Consider the following 16,028-nt stretch of genomic DNA (forward strand, 5'->3'; position numbering starts at 1 on the left):
GCATTCGAAGCGATGCGTTTGCACAATGTTATAGTATAACAATACACTTTCGCCAACCCAGCTTCACCAACGGTCGCCTCCAAGGAAACAAACCATGACTAGCCTGGCCCTTCCCGATGTCGCCGCGCAGAGCAGCGATCAATCTCAGCCACTGGATTGGGTCGGCATGTGCGGCATTGCACTGCCAATCGTGGTGGAGGGCGGTTGCTTGAGTGCACGGGCCGATGCTGGGGTAAGCCTGGACGACGGCACGGCTCGCGGCATTCACATGTCGCGGCTTTACCTCGCGTTGGAAGCGTTGGAGCAACAGCCGTTGAGCCGCCCAGTGCTGCGAGGGGTGCTGGAGCAATTTCTGGGCAGCCACCAAGGCCTGTCCAACCGCGCCTACCTGCAATTGCGGTTCGACCATCTACTCAAGCGCCCAGCGCTGGTCAGCCCGCTGGCAGGCTGGAAGCACTACCCAATCACGGTTAATGCGAGCTTGGAAAACGGCATGTTCCACGTGGAACACTCAGTGGATATCGCCTATTCATCCACCTGCCCGTGCTCGGCTGCACTGGCGCGCCAGCTGATTCAGGCGCAGTTCGACAGCGACTTCCCGGCGCAGCAGCTGGGCCGGCAAAGCGTGCGCGACTGGCTCGGCAGCAGCAACGGCGTGGTCGCCACCCCGCATAGCCAGCGTAGCCTTGCCCGTTTGCATGTGCGGTTGGGCGAAGGTGAGCTGGACATCAAAGCCTTTATCGAGCGCGCTGAAACGGCGTTGGGCACTGCGGTGCAAACCGCTGTGAAGCGCGCAGACGAACAGGCCTTCGCCTTGGCCAACGGGCAAAACCTGATGTTCTGTGAGGATGCGGCGCGGCGCTTGCACCGGGCGCTGCGCCAGATGCCGGGCATCGCGGCGTTCAAATTGCGCGTGGAACATGCAGAAAGCCTGCATGCCCACGACGCGGTAGCCGCCAGCCACTGGCGGTGGTGATCAGCTGCGGGGTTTTACCGTACCGCAGTCGTTGCCCAGCCAAACAGCGCGGGTATCCATGCTGCCTTGCTGTTGCACCCCAGAAGCATTGAAGGTGCCGTTCACCTTGGTCAGGAACTCGCGGTCGCTGAGGAAGGTTGCCTGGCCTTGGCCTTGAGCTTTAGGGCAGCTGAACTCGAACTTCCAGACATTGCCGTTGCGCTCGGTGATTTTCTGCGTGCAGCCGGATTGCGGGTCCTGAAGCGGAATATCGTCAGTCTTCACTTGCTCCGGCGTCAGGCACGAACGCACGCCCTTGCCGCCCACGCTGATGCCTTGCTTGGCCAGCACGCCTTCCATCATCGCGCGCTGCTCAGGCGGCAGGTTTTTCATCTGGCCGAGCATGAACTCCATGTCCGGTAGCGGCTTGCCATCGACCTGCATGTTGCTGGTGGTCAGTTCCCACAAGCCGGGTTGCAGCATCTGCGCGTGGACCAGCGGGCTGCCCAACCCCAGGGCCAGGGCAAGCAGTGGCAGACGAATCTTCATGGATCAGTGCTCCTCGAAATACCGGCTCTGGCCGGACTGTGCCGTTAGACGCCAATTATGCCTGCGGGTTGCAGCCAACCCCATGAACGTGGTCTGTTAGGCAGGTGCCAACGGCAAGCAGGATGCATATGGATTACCACAGCCCCTACTTTTTCGGCTACGTGCTCGGAGTTATCCACCTGCTCGGCATCGTCGCCGCGCTGCACGCCGTGTTTACCGTGCGCACCGCCCAAGGCGCCATCGCCTGGGCCATGCCGCTGTTCTTCATTCCTTACCTGGCACTGATCCCGTACCTGGTGTTCGGCGCACGCTCTTTCTATGCCTACATCCAGGCCCGGCGCCAGGCCAACCAGGAAATGCACGTGGCCATGGCCAGCCTCAACTGGCGGCCTTGGGTGGAAGAGGCCCTGACCGCGCGCGAGTCCGACAGCTACGCCGCCCTGCGCGCACTGCCCAAGCTTGGGCGCATGCCGTGCCTGGCCAACAACGAAGTGAAGCTGCTGATCAACGGTGAGGCCACCTTCGCGGCCATTTTCGCCGCCATCGAACGCGCCCGCGATACGGTGCTGGTGCAATTCTTCATCATCCACGACGACAACCTCGGCCAGCAGTTGCAGCAGCTGTTGCTGCGCAAGGCCGCCGAAGGGGTGCGGGTGTTCGTGCTGTATGACCGCGTCGGCAGCCATGCCTTGCCGGCGCGCTACAGCCAGACGCTGCGCGACGGTGGCGTGCAGATCCAAGCCTTTGCCACCCGCCGTGGCTGGTTCAACCGCTTTCAGGTCAACTTCCGCAACCACCGCAAGATCGTGGTGGTGGACGGGGTGCTGGGCTTCATGGGTGGGCACAACGTGGGGGACGAATACCTCGGTGCGCACCCGCAACTGTCGCCATGGCGCGATACCCATGTGCAGATCTGCGGCCCGGTGCTGGCCTGCTTGCAGGAGTCGTTTGCCGAAGACTGGTACTGGGCCACGCGCCAGCTCCCCCCGCTGATTCTGCCCGACACCTACCCCGAGGACGGCGTGCTGTGCCAGGCACTGGCCAGCGGCCCGGCCGACCCGCAGGAAACCTGTGCGCTGTTCTTTCTCGAGGCAATCCATTGCGCCACCCGCCGAGTGTGGATCACCAGCCCGTACTTCATTCCCGACGAAGCCATCTTCGCCGCCCTGCGCCTGGCCGTGCTGCGCGGGGTCGATGTGCGCATCCTCATCCCGTCGCGGCCCGACCACCGCATCGTCTATGCCGCCTCCAGCCTGTTCGCCTTCGAGGCAGTACGCGCGGGGGTGCGCATGTTCAGGTATCAGCCGGGCTTTTTGCACCAAAAAGTGGTGCTGGTGGACGATGAAATCACCGCCATCGGCAGTGCCAACCTGGATAACCGCTCGTTCCGCTTGAACTTCGAAATCACCCTGCTCACCGTCGACCGGGCGTTTGCCGACCAGGTGGAACAGATGCTCACCGAGGACTTCGAGCAGGCCCGGGAAATTACCGCCGAAGACAGCCGCGATACCCACCGCCTGCAGCAGTTGGGCATGCGCATCGCGCGGTTGATTTCACCCATCCTGTGAGTTTCAGCGGTACATGTCGTCGCGCGTCCAGGGCAGCTGGTGATGGCCATCGGCAAAGGGTTTTACCGCAAGGATCTGGTGCAGGTTGATCCAGCCCTTGGTGAAGGCGTAGGCACACCCGGCCAGGTACAGGCGCCAGATACGCAGGGTTTTCTCAGGCACCAGCGCGGCGGCGCGGTGTAGCTGGTTCTCGAGGTTTTCGCTCCAGTGGTTGAGGGTCTTGGCGTAGTGCAGGCGCAGGCTTTCGACGTCCACCACCTCCAACCCCGCTTCGCAGATGCGCGCTGTGATCATCGAAATATGCGGCAGCTCGCCGTGGGGGAACACATAGCGGTCGATGAAGTCGCCCGCACCACGCCCCACCGGGCGGCCATCTACATGCTTGGCAGTGATGCCATGGTTCATCACCAGGCCACCTTCACGCACCGCAGCGAACAGGCGTTGGCAATACAGTTCGAGGTTGGCGTGGCCAACGTGCTCGAACATGCCGACACTGACCACCTTGTCGAAACGCCCGTCCTGGGGCAGGTCGCGATAATCGAGGATCTGCAACTCGACCTTGCCGGCCAGGCCTTCCTCCTTGACCCGCTGGCGCGCCAGCTTCAGTTGCTGCTTGCTCAGGGTGATGCCGAACACCTTCGCCCCGTACTCGCGCGCGGCGAACCGCGCCAGCCCGCCCCAGCCGCAGCCCACATCCAGCAGGTAGTCGTCGGCTTGCAGGCGCAGCTTGCGGCACAGGTGGTCGAACTTGTCTTGCTGGGCTTGCGCCAGGGTATTGTCTGGCTCCTTGAAGTACGCGCAGGAGTAGACCATGTCCGGGTCCAGCCATAGCTGGTAGAAGTCGTTGGACAGGTCGTAATGGTAGGAAATCGCCTCGGCGTCGGTGCGTTTGTCATGGGCGCAGCGCACCGGCAGCACATCTTCTGCATCCTTGAGCAAGGCGTCGCTGAGTTCATCACAAACGCGGATTACCTCGCCGATATCACCCTCAAGCTCCAGCTTGCCTTCGACGAAGGCTGAACCAAGCTGTTCAAGGTTCGGATGGGTCAGCTGTGCGATCAGCTGGGGTTCCTTGACCACGATGGTGACCTGAGGGTTTGGCCCCAGGTCGAACTGGTTGCCGTCCCACAGTTTCACGCGTAGCGGCAAGTGCAGGCTCTGCAATGCGGGTGGAAGTTGCGCAAGCATTCATGACCCTCCCCAATCGATGACGGGACGTCGCCTTACAGTTAACGACGTCACCGCATCAGGGTAGTTCATTCACACAGCGGGGGCCGTCGAGCAGCCCCCACCGTGCGCACAAGCGCGGGCTCAGCCAATGGCGGCTTTGCGTTGATCTTCTGCGAAACGAGACGCCAGAAAGGGTGTGATATCCAGCGGCAGCGGTTCGTTGTGGATAACTTTATCCAGCATCACGCCGGTGATGGCCGACGTCAGGATGCCGGTGCGGAAATGCCCACAGGCGTTGTAGTACCCGTGGATGTGGTCCACCGGCCCGAGAATCGGCAACTCGTCCGGCGAGCCTGGGCGCAACCCCGCCCAGGTGCGCTTGAGGTTGACCTTGGCCAGCTCCGGCAGGCAGCGGATAGCGCCTTGCACCAGGCCGTTGATCTCGGGGAAGGTGTTGCTGACGTCGAAGCCCTTCTCCTCGGTGGTGCTGCCAATCAGGATTTCGCCGTTGTCCTTCTGCGCCATGTAGCAGTCGCTGGTGGTGATACAGCCATTGAGCAGGCGCGGCAGGCGCTCGGTCAGCACAATCTGCCCTTTCACCGGCTTGACCGGAATGCTCTGCCCGGTGGCCCATTCACTCAGCTCGGCCGCCCAGGCGCCGGCAGCGTTGATCAAGGTCTCGCAGTGGAACTCACCAGCCTCCGCGGTTTGCACACCTTTGATACGCCCGCCCTGATGCAGCACGCCAGTCACATTGACGTTGGGGTACAGGTCGACGCCATTCTGCCGCGCCGCTTCCATGAAGGCGTCGCCCAGGCGATACGGGCTGACCTGGTGATCGCAAAGAAACTCCAGCGCGCCATGGGCATGCTCGGTGACGCCCGGCTCGGCTGCGCGCAAGGCCGCCTGGTCGAGCCAGCGCACCTGATCAGCCAGGTGCGGAATATGGCTGACGATGTGCTGGGCGTACAGCTGGTCCTCTTCGTCCTGAATGATGTACTTGAGGCCGGTGTGCTCGAACTTGAAGTCCATCCCGTGGCGCTCGATCAGCTCTTCGTGCAGCTGTGGATAAAGCGCGTTGGACTGCAAGGCAAAGTCGAAGAAGCACTGCGGCAGGATATGCGGCGTGCTGGAATCGACCACCACCGCCGCGCCATTGGCCTCGCGCTTGCTGCGCGAGGACATCATGCGAAAGAAGATCACCCCGCAGCCCAGCCCCACCGACTCGCCGATGGCCCACAGGCCGCCGGCCGAAGCGCGGGTGGCGTTGCCAGGGCGCTTGCTGTCGATCAGCGCGATACGCAGGTTCTTGCGCTTGGACAGCTGGTAGGCGCACGAGGCGCCGATCACGCCGCCGCCGGCAATGATGATGTCGTAATGCTTAGCCATGTTCAGGCCTCCGTGCCCAAGTGTTCGAATGCAGAAAATGGAATCGGGTCAATCGGGAAGCGTGGCCGCAGCCAGCCCACATCCTTGCGCCCGGTGGCGGTGCGCAGGCGGTCGCTGCAGTAGCCGACGCACATGCGGCCCTGGCAGTCGCCCATGCTCACGCGGGTGCGCATCTTCAGGCTGGCCATGTCCTGCACGCCCTGCTCCAGGGCAAGGTCGATCTGCTCGCGGGTGACGTGTTCGCAACGGCAGATCACCGTCTCGGCCTGGGGCAGTTCGACTTGCGCAGCGCCACGGGCGGTGAAGCGCTCGACGCCGGCACGGAAGCGCCCGATCGCCGCCAGCTTGCCGAGGTAGCGCTCACGCAGTTCGATGGCTTGCGCTGCGTCCAGCTTGCCCATTTGCAGCAATACCGACACCGCAGCGATACGCCCGGTGAGCATTGCCGCCTCGCCACCCCGAATACCGGCCATGTCGCCCGCCAGGTGGACCTCTGGGCGGCTGCTTTGCTGCCACACATTGCACTCGGCGCGCAGGTAGCCGTCGGCACTGAACCCGTGGGCCAAGCCCAATTGCTGGCTGAGCTGGGTGCGCGGAATGAAACCGTAGCCCACCGCCAAGGTTTGCACCGGTTCGCGCTGCACGCGGGTCATGTCCGGCTTCCAGTCAGCGGTATAGGGCGCCACACTGACTTCGCGCAGCTCATCGTCCCCGCTGGCACCGACCACGCCCCAACCGTAGTGCATGGGGATGCCATTGAGCTTCATGTAGGCCAGCAGGCTCAGGCCGTCGAGGAACAACTGCGGCTTGTTGAGCAGTGCCAGGCTTTCGCGGGCGATGCGGTTGAATGCGCAGGCCTCGTAGACGCCCGCCACCTTGGCGCCCGCCGCGTGCAGCTGGCAGGCGACCAGCGGCAGCAGCGGCCCGGTGCCCGCAATCAAGGTGCTGCCCAATGGCTTCACTACCCCGCTCTTGATCTGCAATTGCAAGCCGCCCAGCAGCATCACCCCTGGCAGCGTCCAGCCAGGGAACGGCACATTGCGCTCGTGGCAGCCGGCGGCCAGCACCAGGTGGCTATAGTCGATTTCGTGCAGGCGTTCGTCGCCGTCGAGCACCATCAGTCGCTGGTCATCGCCGCCCACCACGCGGTGGTTCAGGCGCAGGTCGATATGCTCGGCACTGGCGGCAAAGTCTTCATGCAACGCGGTCAGCGCCTTGGCGTAGCGCGAGCCGAGGTAACCGAGGTCCACCCCCGCGCGCAGCGGGCCGCGATACACCACACCGCCTGCACGCGAGGCTTCGTCGAACAGCAGGCTGTCGACGCCATGTGCGGCGAATTCGATGGCGGCGCCCATGCCAGCCGACCCACCGCCAACGATCACAGGACGCAAGCTCATGGCTGGCCCTCCCCGGCGACCGCGTTCACCTGGGTTTGCACCTGCATCCCAGGGCGCACCACGGTCTGACAGGCCCGGCGCTTGGGCCGGCCGTCGATCTGCACCAGGCAGCAATGGCAAACACCCATGCCGCAGAACGCGCCGCTGGCCTGGCCATGGTCGTTGCGTGCCACCTGGCGCAGGCCGACCGCACTGAGGACGCTGAGCACCGTTTCACCCGCAGCGGCAACGACCGGTTGGCCATTGAGCTGCAAGGTGACATCCGGGTGATCAAGGGGTTGGATATCGTGTGAACGCTGCAGTGTCGTCATGACTTTCTCATCCATGGTTTACGTGAGGTCCGAGAAAGTAGGCCAAGCGCAGATTGCTGCCATTGATCCATGCCAGTCAGCGGGCATGTAAGGCGTTTCCGATAATAGAAGAGCGACCAGCGGCTCTAGGTTGCGGAAAGTCGGATAAGCGGCGTAGGACTATGCAAACTCACCGTTGACAGCCCCTTGAACGCTTGATAATAATCCGCCACGTTGTACGACAACAGATAACAAAAATAACAAAAGAATGGACCTCCTCATGTCGACATCCCGCACTGCATTCGCACGCCACTCGTACCGCCTGCTCGGCAACCCTCGCCTCTTCGACCCGTCGTGTCCCCCTTCGGGCACCTGACGCCGCTCACCCGTAATTTCACCCAAGGCCCATGCCGGGCCCGGTATCCACCGCCCCAACTTCCGGCGCCAACGCGTGCACGGGGGACGGGCAGCTACACCCCCAGGGAGCACAACAATAATGAAAATCGGCCAGACCCTTCCCTTCGCCCTGCTCGGCGCCAGCGTCCTCGGTGGCCTGCCAGCCACCGGCCTCGCCGCAGGCTTCGTCGACGATGCCAAGGCCACGCTCGGGTTGCGCAACTTCTACATCAACCGCAACTTCACCAACCCCGCCAACTCGCAGAGCAAGGCGGAGGAATGGACGCAGAGCTTCATCCTCGATGCCCGCTCCGGGTTTACCGAGGGGCCGGTGGGGTTTGGTGCAGATGTGCTTGGGCTCTGGTCGGTCAAGCTCGACGGCGGCGGCGGCACCTACGGCACCGGGCTGTTGCCACGCCACCAGGATGGCCGGCCGGCCGATGACTACGGGCGCCTGGCGGTAGCGGGCAAGGCGCGTATATCCAAAACCGAGCTGAAGATCGGCGAATGGATGCCGGTGCTGCCGATTCTGCGTTCCGATGACGGCCGTTCGCTGCCGCAGACTTTCCGTGGCGGGCAGGTGACGTCCAGTGAGCTGGCCGGGCTGACGCTGTATGGCGGCCAGTTCCGTGGCAACAGCCCGCGCAACGACGCGAGCATGGAAGACATGAGCTACGGCGGCGGGCTTTCGGACCGCTTCAACTTTGTCGGTGGCGAGTACACCTTCAATGAAAAGCGCACGTTGGTTGGCGTGTGGAATGCCGAGCTCAAGGACGTGTACCAACAGCAGTACCTGCAACTGAGCCATAGCCAGCCGCTGGGTGACTGGACCCTGGGCGCCAACCTTGGCTATTTCCATGGCGATGACGACGGCGCGGCGCGGGCCGGCAAGCTGGACAACAAGACCTACTCGGGCATGTTCTCGGCCAAGTACGCCGGGCACACCTTCTGGGTGGGCTTGCAGCGGGTCAACGGCGACACCTGGATGCGGGTCAACGGCACCAGCGGCGGGACCCTGGCCAACGACAGCTACAACTCAAGCTTCGACCTGGCCGAGGAGCGTTCATGGCAGGTGCGCCATGACTTCAACTTCGTCACGGTCGGCGTGCCGGGGCTGACCTTGATGAACCGCTATATCAGCGGCGAAGACGTGCGTATCGGCAGCGTGACTGACGGCAAGGAATGGGTGCGCGAGACCGAGCTTGCGTATGTGATCCAGAGTGGGGCGTTCAAGGACCTCAGCGTGAAATGGCGCAACTCTTCGATCCGCCGCGATTTCAACAATAACGAGTTCGATGAGAACCGGCTGATATTCAATTACCCGTTGTCACTTTTGTAACAGGCGATTCGACGGTTGTTTATAAGCCTGTCCTGGCCTCATCGCAGGCTGGCGCCAGCTCCCACAGGGGCCGCGTTGCTCTTGATCTTGTGGGAGCTGGCGCCAGCCTGCGATGAGGCCCTGGCAGGTAACCCAGAACATTAGATCGGCGGAATATTTCAGCCGGGCTGGTACAGGACAGTTGATCACCTGCCCACCATGCCCCGTTGACAACCTGCAAACGCACTGTCGATAATCTTCGCAGTCATACGACAACTTACAACAATTAACAAAAGAGCCGGCCATGACCCCTACTCCCTTCAAACGCCTGCTGCTCACCGGAGCCGCAGGCGGCCTGGGCAAGGTCCTTCGCGAACGTCTGCACGACGTTGCCGAGGTCCTGCGCCTTTCTGATATCAGCCCCATGGACCCGCCACGCGGTGCCGACGAAGAAGTGGTCACCTGCGACCTCGCCGACAAAGCGGCGGTGCACGCGCTGGTCGAAGGCGTAGACGCCATCATCCACTTTGGCGGTGTGTCGACCGAGCACTCGTTCGAAACCATCCTCGGCCCGAATATCTGCGGCGTGTTCCACGTCTACGAGGCCGCGCGCAAGCATGGCGTCAAGCGCATCATCTTCGCCAGCTCCAACCACACCATCGGCTTCTACCGCCAGGACGAGCGCATCGACGCCCACTCCCCACGCCGCCCGGACAGCTACTACGGGCTGTCCAAGTGTTACGGCGAAGACCTTGCCAGCTTCTACTTCGACCGCTACGGCATCGAAACCGTGAGCATCCGCATTGGCTCATCGTTCCCCGAGCCACAAAACCCCCGCATGCTCTGCACCTGGCTGAGCTACGACGACCTGGTGCAACTGATCCAGCGCGGGCTGTTTACCGCCAATGTCGGCCACACCATCGTCTACGGCGCCTCCGACAACCGCACCGTGTGGTGGGACAACCGCCATGCCGAGCACTTGGGCTACCAGCCCAAGGACACCTCCGAGGTGTTCCGCGCGGCCGTCGAAGCCAAGCCGGCGCCAGCCGCCGATGATCCGAGCATGGTCTACCAGGGCGGCGCCTTCGCGGCGGCCGGCCCGTTCAACTGACCCTGCACCGCAGAAGGCCTGGCGATGAACTGCGAACTGATCCTCGATGCCCGTAATGGCACCGGCGAAAGCCCGGTGTGGCACCCGCTCGAACAGGCCCTGTACTGGGTCGATATCCCCGCGCGCCAGCTGCACCGCTGGCAACTGGCCGATGGCCTGCACCAGGTGTGGCAAGGCGAGCAGATGCTCGCCTGCATCGCCCGCAGCGCCCATGGCTGGGTGGCCGGCATGGAAAGCGGCATCTTCCAGCTACGCCCCCAGGCCGACGGCAGCCTCGCCAGCCACCTGCTGAGCAGCGTTGCCCATGCCCAGCCCGGCATGCGCTTCAACGATGGCCGCTGCGACCGCCAAGGCCGCTTCTGGGCCGGCACCATGCTCATGGACATGCAACAAGGTGCGCCAGTGGGCGCGCTGTACCGGCATGACGGCGAAGGCCGCCTGCACCTGCAACAGGACGGCATGATCGTGCCCAACGGCCTGGCCTTCAGCCCGGACGGCCGGCGCATGTACCTGTCTGACTCGCACCCCCAGGTGCAGCAGATCTGGGCCTTCGACTACGACATCGATACCGCCACGCCGCACAACAAACGCCTGTTCGTCGATATGCGCGAATACCCCGGCCGCCCCGATGGCGCCGCCGTCGACCAGGACGGCTGCTACTGGATCTGCGGCAACGACGCCGGGCAGATTCACCGCTTCACCCCGGACGGGCGCCTCGACCGCTCGCTGGACGTGCCGGTGAAAAAACCGGCCATGTGCGCCTTCGGGGGCGCCAACCTCGACACTCTCTACGTGACCTCGATCCGCCCCGCCAACACCGACCTCAGCGACCAGCCGCTGGCCGGTGGGGTATTCGCCCTCAACCCTGGCACCCGAGGCTTGGAGGAGCCTGCCTGGCAAGGCTGAACGCCCTGGCATCCAACACTTGCACGAACGAAACCGGATAATAAAAAACACGGAGTTTCATCATGACTTTCAAACGCAAGCTGCTTCTTGCCGTACTCCCGCTGACCTTCAGCCTGGCCATGCCGGCCTCGGCGCTGGACATCAAGTTCGCCGAAATCCACCCGGCCGGCTACCCGACCGTGGTCGCCGAACAGAACATGGGCAAAAAACTCGAACAGGCCAGCAATGGCGCTATCACCTTCAAGATGTTCGCCGGCGGCGTGCTGGGCTCGGAGAAGGAAGTGATCGAGCAGACGCAGATTGGCGCCGTGCAGATGACCCGCGTCAGCCTGGGCATCGTCGGCCCGGTGGTGCCGGATGTGAACGTGTTCAACATGCCGTTCGTGTTCCGCGACCACGAGCACATGCGCAAGATCATCGACGGCGAGATCGGCCAGGAGATCCTCGACAAGATCACCAGTTCCGAATTCAACCTGGTGGCCCTGGCCTGGATGGATGGCGGCTCGCGCAGCATCTACACGAAAAAACCGGTACGCCGCCTTGAAGACCTCAAGGGCATGAAAATCCGCGTGCAAGGCAACCCGCTGTTCATCGACATGATGAACGCCATGGGCGGCAACGGCATCGCCATGGACACCGGCGAGATCTTCAGCGCCCTGCAGACCGGCGTTATCGACGGCGCCGAGAACAACCCGCCGACGCTGCTCGAGCACAACCACTACCAGAGCGCCAAGTACTACACCCTCACCGGCCACCTGATCCTGCCGGAGCCGGTGGTGATGTCCAAGACCACCTGGGACAAGCTCACCCCCGAGCAGCAAACCCTGGTGAAAAAGGTCGCCCGCGAAGCGCAGATGGAAGAGCGCGCCCTGTGGGATGCCAAGTCCGCCGCCAGCGAAGAGAAACTCAAGGCGGCCGGTGTCGAGTTCATCACCGTCGACAAGAAGCCGTTCTATGACGCCACTGCCTCGGTGCGCGAGAAATACGGCGCGCCTTACGCCGACCTGATGAAGCGTATCGACGCCGTCCAGTAAAGCCGGCCCCTTCCAAGACAAACCCGGCAGTGCGGCGCCCGTCGCCCTGCCGCTTTGGTGATGCCAATGAAATCACTGTTTCTGAGCGTGAACGACACGCTGTATCGCGGCTGCATCTGGATCGCCGGCCTGTCGATCCTGACCATGTCGCTGATCATCCCGTGGGGCATCTTCGCCCGCTATGTGCTGGGCACCGGCTCCAGTTGGCCAGAGCCGGTGGCGATTCTGCTGATGGTGGTGTTCACCTTCGTCGGCGCCGCCGCCAGCTACCGCGCCGGGGCACACATGGCGGTGGCGATGATCACCGACCGCCTGCCACCCATCCCGCGCCGGCTGCTGTCGGTGCTGGTGCAAGTGCTGATGATCGTGGTCTGCGTGTTCATGACCTGGTACGGCACCAAGCTGTGCATCACCACCTGGAACCAGTCGCTGGCGTCGCTGCCAGGCATCCGCGTGGGCATGACCTACGCGCCGATCCCGATTGGCGGTGTGCTGACGCTGTTTTTTGTGGTGGAAAAACTGCTTCTGGGCGATCAGAGCCAGCGCAAGGTCGTGCGCTTCGACCATTTCGAAGAAAGCGAAGGAGCGGCCTGACATGGATGCATTCATTTTGTTGGGCAGCTTTATCCTGCTGATTCTGCTCGGCATGCCAGTGGCCTATGCCCTTGGCCTGTCGGCACTGATTGGCGCCTGGTGGATCGACATCCCGCTGCAAGCGATGATGATTCAGGTGGCCAGCGGGGTTAACAAGTTCTCGCTGCTGGCGATCCCGTTCTTCGTGCTGGCGGGCGCGATCATGGCCGAAGGCGGCATGTCACGCAGGCTGGTGGCCTTCGCCGGGGTGCTGGTGGGCTTTGTGCGGGGCGGGCTGTCGCTGGTCAATATCATGGCCTCGACGTTCTTTGGCGCCATTTCCGGCTCGTCGGTGGCCGACACTGCATCGGTGGGCTCGGTGCTGATCCCGGAGATGGAGCGCAAAGGCTACCCGCGCGAGTTCTCCACTGCCGTGACCGTCAGCGGTTCGGTGCAGGCGCTGCTGACCCCGCCGAGCCACAACTCGGTGCTGTATTCGCTGGCGGCCGGCGGCACGGTGTCGATTGCCTCGCTGTTCATGGCCGGGGTGATGCCGGGGTTGCTGCTCAGCGCGGTGATGATGGGCCTGTGCCTGATCTTCGCGAAAAAGCGCAACTACCCCAAGGGCGAGGTGATCCCGCTGCGCCAGGCGCTGAAGATTGCCGGCGAAGCGCTGTGGGGGCTGATGGCCATGGTCATCATTCTGGGCGGCATTCTGTCCGGGGTGTTCACCGCGACCGAATCGGCAGCCGTGGCCGTGGTGTGGTCGTTCTTCGTGACCATGTTCATCTACCGCGACTACAAGTGGCGCGACCTGCCCAAGTTGATGCACCGCACGGTGCGTACCATCTCCATCGTGATGATCCTGATCGGCTTTGCCGCAAGCTTCGGCTACGTGATGACGCTGATGCAGATCCCGTCGAAAATCACCACGGCGTTCCTGACCCTGTCGGACAACCGCTATGTGATCCTGATGTGCATCAACTTCATGCTGCTGTTGCTGGGCACAGTGATGGACATGGCGCCGCTGATCCTGATTCTCACGCCCATCCTGCTGCCGGTGATTACCGGTATCGGCGTGGACCCGGTGCACTTCGGCATGATCATGCTGGTGAACCTGGGCATCGGGCTGATCACACCGCCCGTGGGTGCAGTGCTGTTTGTCGGCTCGGCGATCGGCAAGGTCAGTATCGAAGCCACGGTGAAGGCGTTGCTGCCGTTTTATCTGGCGTTGTTCCTGGTGCTGATGGCGGTGACCTACATTCCGGCGATTTCGCTGTGGCTGCCTAGCGTCGTACTTTAAACCCGCGCCGCCCGCTGGATGTGTAGGAGCGGCCTTGCGTCGCGAAAGGGCTGCGAAGCGGCCCCCTTTTGGCGTCCAGGCAGATAATGCCGGGGCCGCTTCGCGGCCCTTTCGCGACGCAAGGCCGCTCCTACACACAGCTAGCAAAGCGCTGTTTTGCAAAATGGACTCTGCACATGGCTGTAACCTCCCTGGCTCCTGCCCTTTTCCCACGCAAGCTGGCCATCGCCCTGTTGGCGCTGCTGGCGTGTTCCTTCGCTGCCAACCACGTCGCCGCCCGCATCGCCTTCGATGACGGCACCGGCGTGCTGCTGGCCATTTTGTGCCGCTCGGGCATTACCTTCCTGGTGCTCGCCGGCCTGCTGCTGTGGCAGCGCCAGAGCATCGGCCTGCCCAGCGGCACGCGGCGCTGGCAATTGCTGCTGGGCCTGCTGATCGCCACCCAGAGCCTGTGCCTGTATTCGGCCGTGGCGCGCATTCCGGTGGCGCTGGCGTTACTGGTGGGCAACACCTTCCCGATGCTGCTGGCGCTGCTCACCTGGGCGCTGGGCGGCGCGCGCCCGACCGGGCGCACGGTGCTGTTCATGGGGTTGATCCTGTGCGGCCTGGTGCTGGCACTGGATGTGCCTGGGCGCCTGGCCGCCAGCAGTGACGCCAACCCGCACTGGGCGCTGGGCGTGAGCCTGGCCTTCGGCGCTGCCTGCGCGTTCGCCTGTGCCCTGTGGATAACCGACCACAAGCTGGCCAGCGTTCGCGGCCCGGTGCGCAGCCTGCTGACCTTGCTGATCGTGTTTTCCAGCATGCTGGTGGCGGGCGCCAGCGGCGTGATGCCGTCCGGGTTGTCACTGCCGGGCAGCAGCACCGGCTGGGTCGCCCTGGCAAGTCTGGTGGTGTTGTATGGCGTGGCGTTCACCTTGCTGTTCGTCTGCGTGCCACGGCTGAACATGGCGCAGAACGCCCCGGTGATGAATGTCGAACCCATCGCCACCCTGCTGCTGGGCTGGGCGCTGTTGGGCCAGCAATTGGGCAACCTGCAACTGCTCGGCGGCGCCGTGGTGGTGAGCGGCATCGTGCTGCTGACGTACCGCCGGGCCAACTGACCCCTCTTCAAAGGAGCCTTGAATTGGCCGTGACCGAACTGCACCTGCAAGATCACCTGACCCGCCTGAGCCTGGCACCCGCTACCGGCGCCAGCCTGGTCAACTGGCAGGTCAAGGCCACCGGCCAGGCGCTGCTGCGCCACAGCGACGCCGCCGCACTGGCCAGCGGCACGCCGCGGCGGCTGGGCTGCTACCTGCTGGCTCCCTGGTCCAACCGCATCGCCGGAGGCGGTTATGCCCGCCCCGATGGTTGGCAGGCACTGGCGCCCAATACCGACCATGACGTCTACCCCATCCATGGCAGCGCCTGGTTGCAGGCCTGGCAGGTTGAGCACCACAGCCAGCGCCGGGCGCGCCTGAGCCTGGACAGCAAAGTGCCGTTCGCCTACCGCGCGACGCTGGATGTGGAACTGCATGACGGCTGCCTGCAACTGGACCTGCAGGTCACCCATCAAGACCCCGTCGCCAACTGGTACGGGCTGGGGCTACACCCCTATTTCCCGCGCCATGCCGATACTCGGCTGCAGGCGGCGGCGCAGCATGTGTGGCTGGCAGACGAAGGGCAGTTGCCTTCGCGCCAGGCGGCACTGCCACAGGACTGGAACTTCGAGGCGCTCGGGCCTCTGCCAGGCGGGGTAGTCGATCATGGCTTTGGCGGCTGGCCGGGCAGCTGCATTATCGAGCAGCCAAGTGCTGGCTACCGTCTGGCGTGCAGCGCCACAGGCGCCGAGCACTTCTTGCTGTTTTGCCCGCAGGGCAAGGACTTCTTCTGTTTCGAGCCGGTCAGCCACCCGGTCAATGCGCATCACTTGCCCGGGCGGCCGGGGCTGCGCTTGTTAGAGCAAGGTGAAGTCATGAGCCTGGGGTTCAGGATGCAGTATCAGGCGCTGTGAGCAGGTAGCGGTGTTTGGGCTTCGCTGTGCGCAGAGCACTGGGGCAGCGTGGGAGATTCTATGGTTTCGGGCAAGT

The 16,028-nt window shown here is 63.5% G+C and carries 15 protein-coding genes; 10 read left to right on the top strand and 5 right to left on the bottom strand.

All coding sequences use genetic code 11. The annotated features are described in order from the left end of the window. The first annotated feature begins 94 nt into the window (after positions 1-94). Positions 95-976: a GTP cyclohydrolase FolE2 gene (gene folE2 / locus HU719_RS11940; RefSeq protein ID WP_186535216.1), complete on the top strand. Its 882-nt coding sequence runs from the start codon at positions 95-97 to the stop codon at positions 974-976. Here folE2 and HU719_RS11945 read toward each other — a convergent pair whose 3' ends face one another. Further along, positions 977-1,504 (bottom strand): DUF3617 domain-containing protein, encoded by a 528-nt coding sequence (locus HU719_RS11945; protein ID WP_186518591.1) that lies wholly within the window; start codon positions 1,502-1,504, stop codon positions 977-979. 128 nt (positions 1,505-1,632) lie between these two features. Here HU719_RS11945 and cls point away from each other — a divergent pair, with 128 nt between their 5' ends. After that, positions 1,633-3,072 (top strand): cardiolipin synthase, encoded by a 1,440-nt coding sequence (gene cls, locus HU719_RS11950; protein ID WP_186535218.1) that lies wholly within the window; start codon positions 1,633-1,635, stop codon positions 3,070-3,072. 3 nt (positions 3,073-3,075) lie between these two features. Here the strand turns inward: cls and cfaB are convergent, their stop codons facing one another. From cfaB to hcnA, 4 genes are all read right to left on the bottom strand, one after another. Continuing rightward, the gene (gene cfaB / locus HU719_RS11955; RefSeq protein WP_186535220.1) at positions 3,076-4,260 is read right to left on the bottom strand and encodes a C17 cyclopropane fatty acid synthase CfaB; all 1,185 of its coding nucleotides are present in this window, start codon (positions 4,258-4,260) and stop codon (positions 3,076-3,078) included. Positions 4,261-4,383: 123 nt separating this feature from the next. Then, a complete protein-coding gene (gene hcnC, locus HU719_RS11960; protein ID WP_186518585.1) occupies positions 4,384-5,631 on the bottom strand; it encodes a cyanide-forming glycine dehydrogenase subunit HcnC in 1,248 nt (415 codons plus the stop codon). A gap of 2 nt (positions 5,632-5,633) precedes the next feature. Then, positions 5,634-7,028, bottom strand: coding sequence for a cyanide-forming glycine dehydrogenase subunit HcnB (gene hcnB, locus HU719_RS11965; RefSeq protein ID WP_186535222.1), 1,395 nt, complete (start codon positions 7,026-7,028; stop codon positions 5,634-5,636). After that, entirely contained in the window at positions 7,025-7,339 is a 315-nt protein-coding gene (hcnA, locus tag HU719_RS11970) for a cyanide-forming glycine dehydrogenase subunit HcnA (protein WP_186518582.1), read from the bottom strand. Before hcnA ends, hcnB begins: the two co-directional genes overlap by 4 nt. Positions 7,340-7,814: 475 nt before the next feature. Between hcnA and HU719_RS11975 the strand changes: the two genes are divergently transcribed. The 8 genes from HU719_RS11975 (at position 7,815) to HU719_RS12010 (ending at position 15,952) form a co-directional block, all read left to right on the top strand. Then, positions 7,815-9,053: an OprD family porin gene (locus HU719_RS11975; RefSeq protein WP_186518580.1), complete on the top strand. Its 1,239-nt coding sequence runs from the start codon at positions 7,815-7,817 to the stop codon at positions 9,051-9,053. Between the two features lie 283 nt (positions 9,054-9,336). Continuing rightward, positions 9,337-10,143 (top strand): NAD-dependent epimerase/dehydratase family protein, encoded by an 807-nt coding sequence (locus HU719_RS11980; protein ID WP_186535224.1) that lies wholly within the window; start codon positions 9,337-9,339, stop codon positions 10,141-10,143. A 24-nt stretch (positions 10,144-10,167) separates the two neighbouring features. Then, a complete protein-coding gene (locus HU719_RS11985) occupies positions 10,168-11,049 on the top strand; it encodes a glucurono-1,5-lactonase (protein ID WP_186518576.1) in 882 nt (293 codons plus the stop codon). A 62-nt stretch (positions 11,050-11,111) separates the two neighbouring features. Beyond that, positions 11,112-12,083, top strand: coding sequence for a TRAP transporter substrate-binding protein (locus HU719_RS11990; protein WP_186535226.1), 972 nt, complete (start codon positions 11,112-11,114; stop codon positions 12,081-12,083). A 66-nt stretch (positions 12,084-12,149) separates the two neighbouring features. Continuing rightward, complete coding sequence (locus HU719_RS11995; protein ID WP_186518572.1) at positions 12,150-12,677, top strand: TRAP transporter small permease; 528 nt, start codon at positions 12,150-12,152, stop codon at positions 12,675-12,677. 1 nt (position 12,678) lies between these two features. Further along, on the top strand, positions 12,679-13,959 hold the full coding sequence (locus HU719_RS12000) for a TRAP transporter large permease (protein WP_186518570.1): 1,281 nt from the start codon (positions 12,679-12,681) through the stop codon (positions 13,957-13,959). Positions 13,960-14,135: 176 nt separating this feature from the next. Next, the gene (locus HU719_RS12005; RefSeq protein WP_186537496.1) at positions 14,136-15,059 is read left to right on the top strand and encodes an EamA family transporter; all 924 of its coding nucleotides are present in this window, start codon (positions 14,136-14,138) and stop codon (positions 15,057-15,059) included. A 23-nt stretch (positions 15,060-15,082) separates the two neighbouring features. Continuing rightward, the gene (locus HU719_RS12010; protein ID WP_186537495.1) at positions 15,083-15,952 is read left to right on the top strand and encodes an aldose 1-epimerase; all 870 of its coding nucleotides are present in this window, start codon (positions 15,083-15,085) and stop codon (positions 15,950-15,952) included. Positions 15,953-16,028: the final 76 nt, after the last annotated feature.

This window comes from Pseudomonas farsensis (genome assembly GCF_014268805.2).
Classification (GTDB): Bacteria; Pseudomonadota; Gammaproteobacteria; order Pseudomonadales; family Pseudomonadaceae; genus Aquipseudomonas; species Aquipseudomonas farsensis.

What these genes read in the sequence shown, in the direction of transcription:
- HU719_RS12000 (WP_186518570.1), top strand. Translation starts at nt 12,679, where the DNA reads ATGGATGCATTCATTTTGTTGGGCAGCTTTATCCTGCTGATTCTGCTC.
- HU719_RS11990 (WP_186535226.1), top strand. Translation starts at nt 11,112, where the DNA reads ATGACTTTCAAACGCAAGCTGCTTCTTGCCGTACTCCCGCTGACCTTC.
- HU719_RS11980 (WP_186535224.1), top strand. Translation starts at nt 9,337, where the DNA reads ATGACCCCTACTCCCTTCAAACGCCTGCTGCTCACCGGAGCCGCAGGC.
- hcnC (WP_186518585.1), bottom strand. Translation starts at nt 5,631, where the DNA reads ATGGCTAAGCATTACGACATCATCATTGCCGGCGGCGGCGTGATCGGC.
- cls (WP_186535218.1), top strand. Translation starts at nt 1,633, where the DNA reads ATGGATTACCACAGCCCCTACTTTTTCGGCTACGTGCTCGGAGTTATC.
- cfaB (WP_186535220.1), bottom strand. Translation starts at nt 4,260, where the DNA reads ATGCTTGCGCAACTTCCACCCGCATTGCAGAGCCTGCACTTGCCGCTA.
- HU719_RS12005 (WP_186537496.1), top strand. Translation starts at nt 14,136, where the DNA reads ATGGCTGTAACCTCCCTGGCTCCTGCCCTTTTCCCACGCAAGCTGGCC.
- hcnB (WP_186535222.1), bottom strand. Translation starts at nt 7,028, where the DNA reads ATGAGCTTGCGTCCTGTGATCGTTGGCGGTGGGTCGGCTGGCATGGGC.
- HU719_RS11975 (WP_186518580.1), top strand. Translation starts at nt 7,815, where the DNA reads ATGAAAATCGGCCAGACCCTTCCCTTCGCCCTGCTCGGCGCCAGCGTC.
- folE2 (WP_186535216.1), top strand. Translation starts at nt 95, where the DNA reads ATGACTAGCCTGGCCCTTCCCGATGTCGCCGCGCAGAGCAGCGATCAA.
- hcnA (WP_186518582.1), bottom strand. Translation starts at nt 7,339, where the DNA reads ATGACGACACTGCAGCGTTCACACGATATCCAACCCCTTGATCACCCG.
- HU719_RS11945 (WP_186518591.1), bottom strand. Translation starts at nt 1,504, where the DNA reads ATGAAGATTCGTCTGCCACTGCTTGCCCTGGCCCTGGGGTTGGGCAGC.
- HU719_RS11995 (WP_186518572.1), top strand. Translation starts at nt 12,150, where the DNA reads ATGAAATCACTGTTTCTGAGCGTGAACGACACGCTGTATCGCGGCTGC.
- HU719_RS11985 (WP_186518576.1), top strand. Translation starts at nt 10,168, where the DNA reads ATGAACTGCGAACTGATCCTCGATGCCCGTAATGGCACCGGCGAAAGC.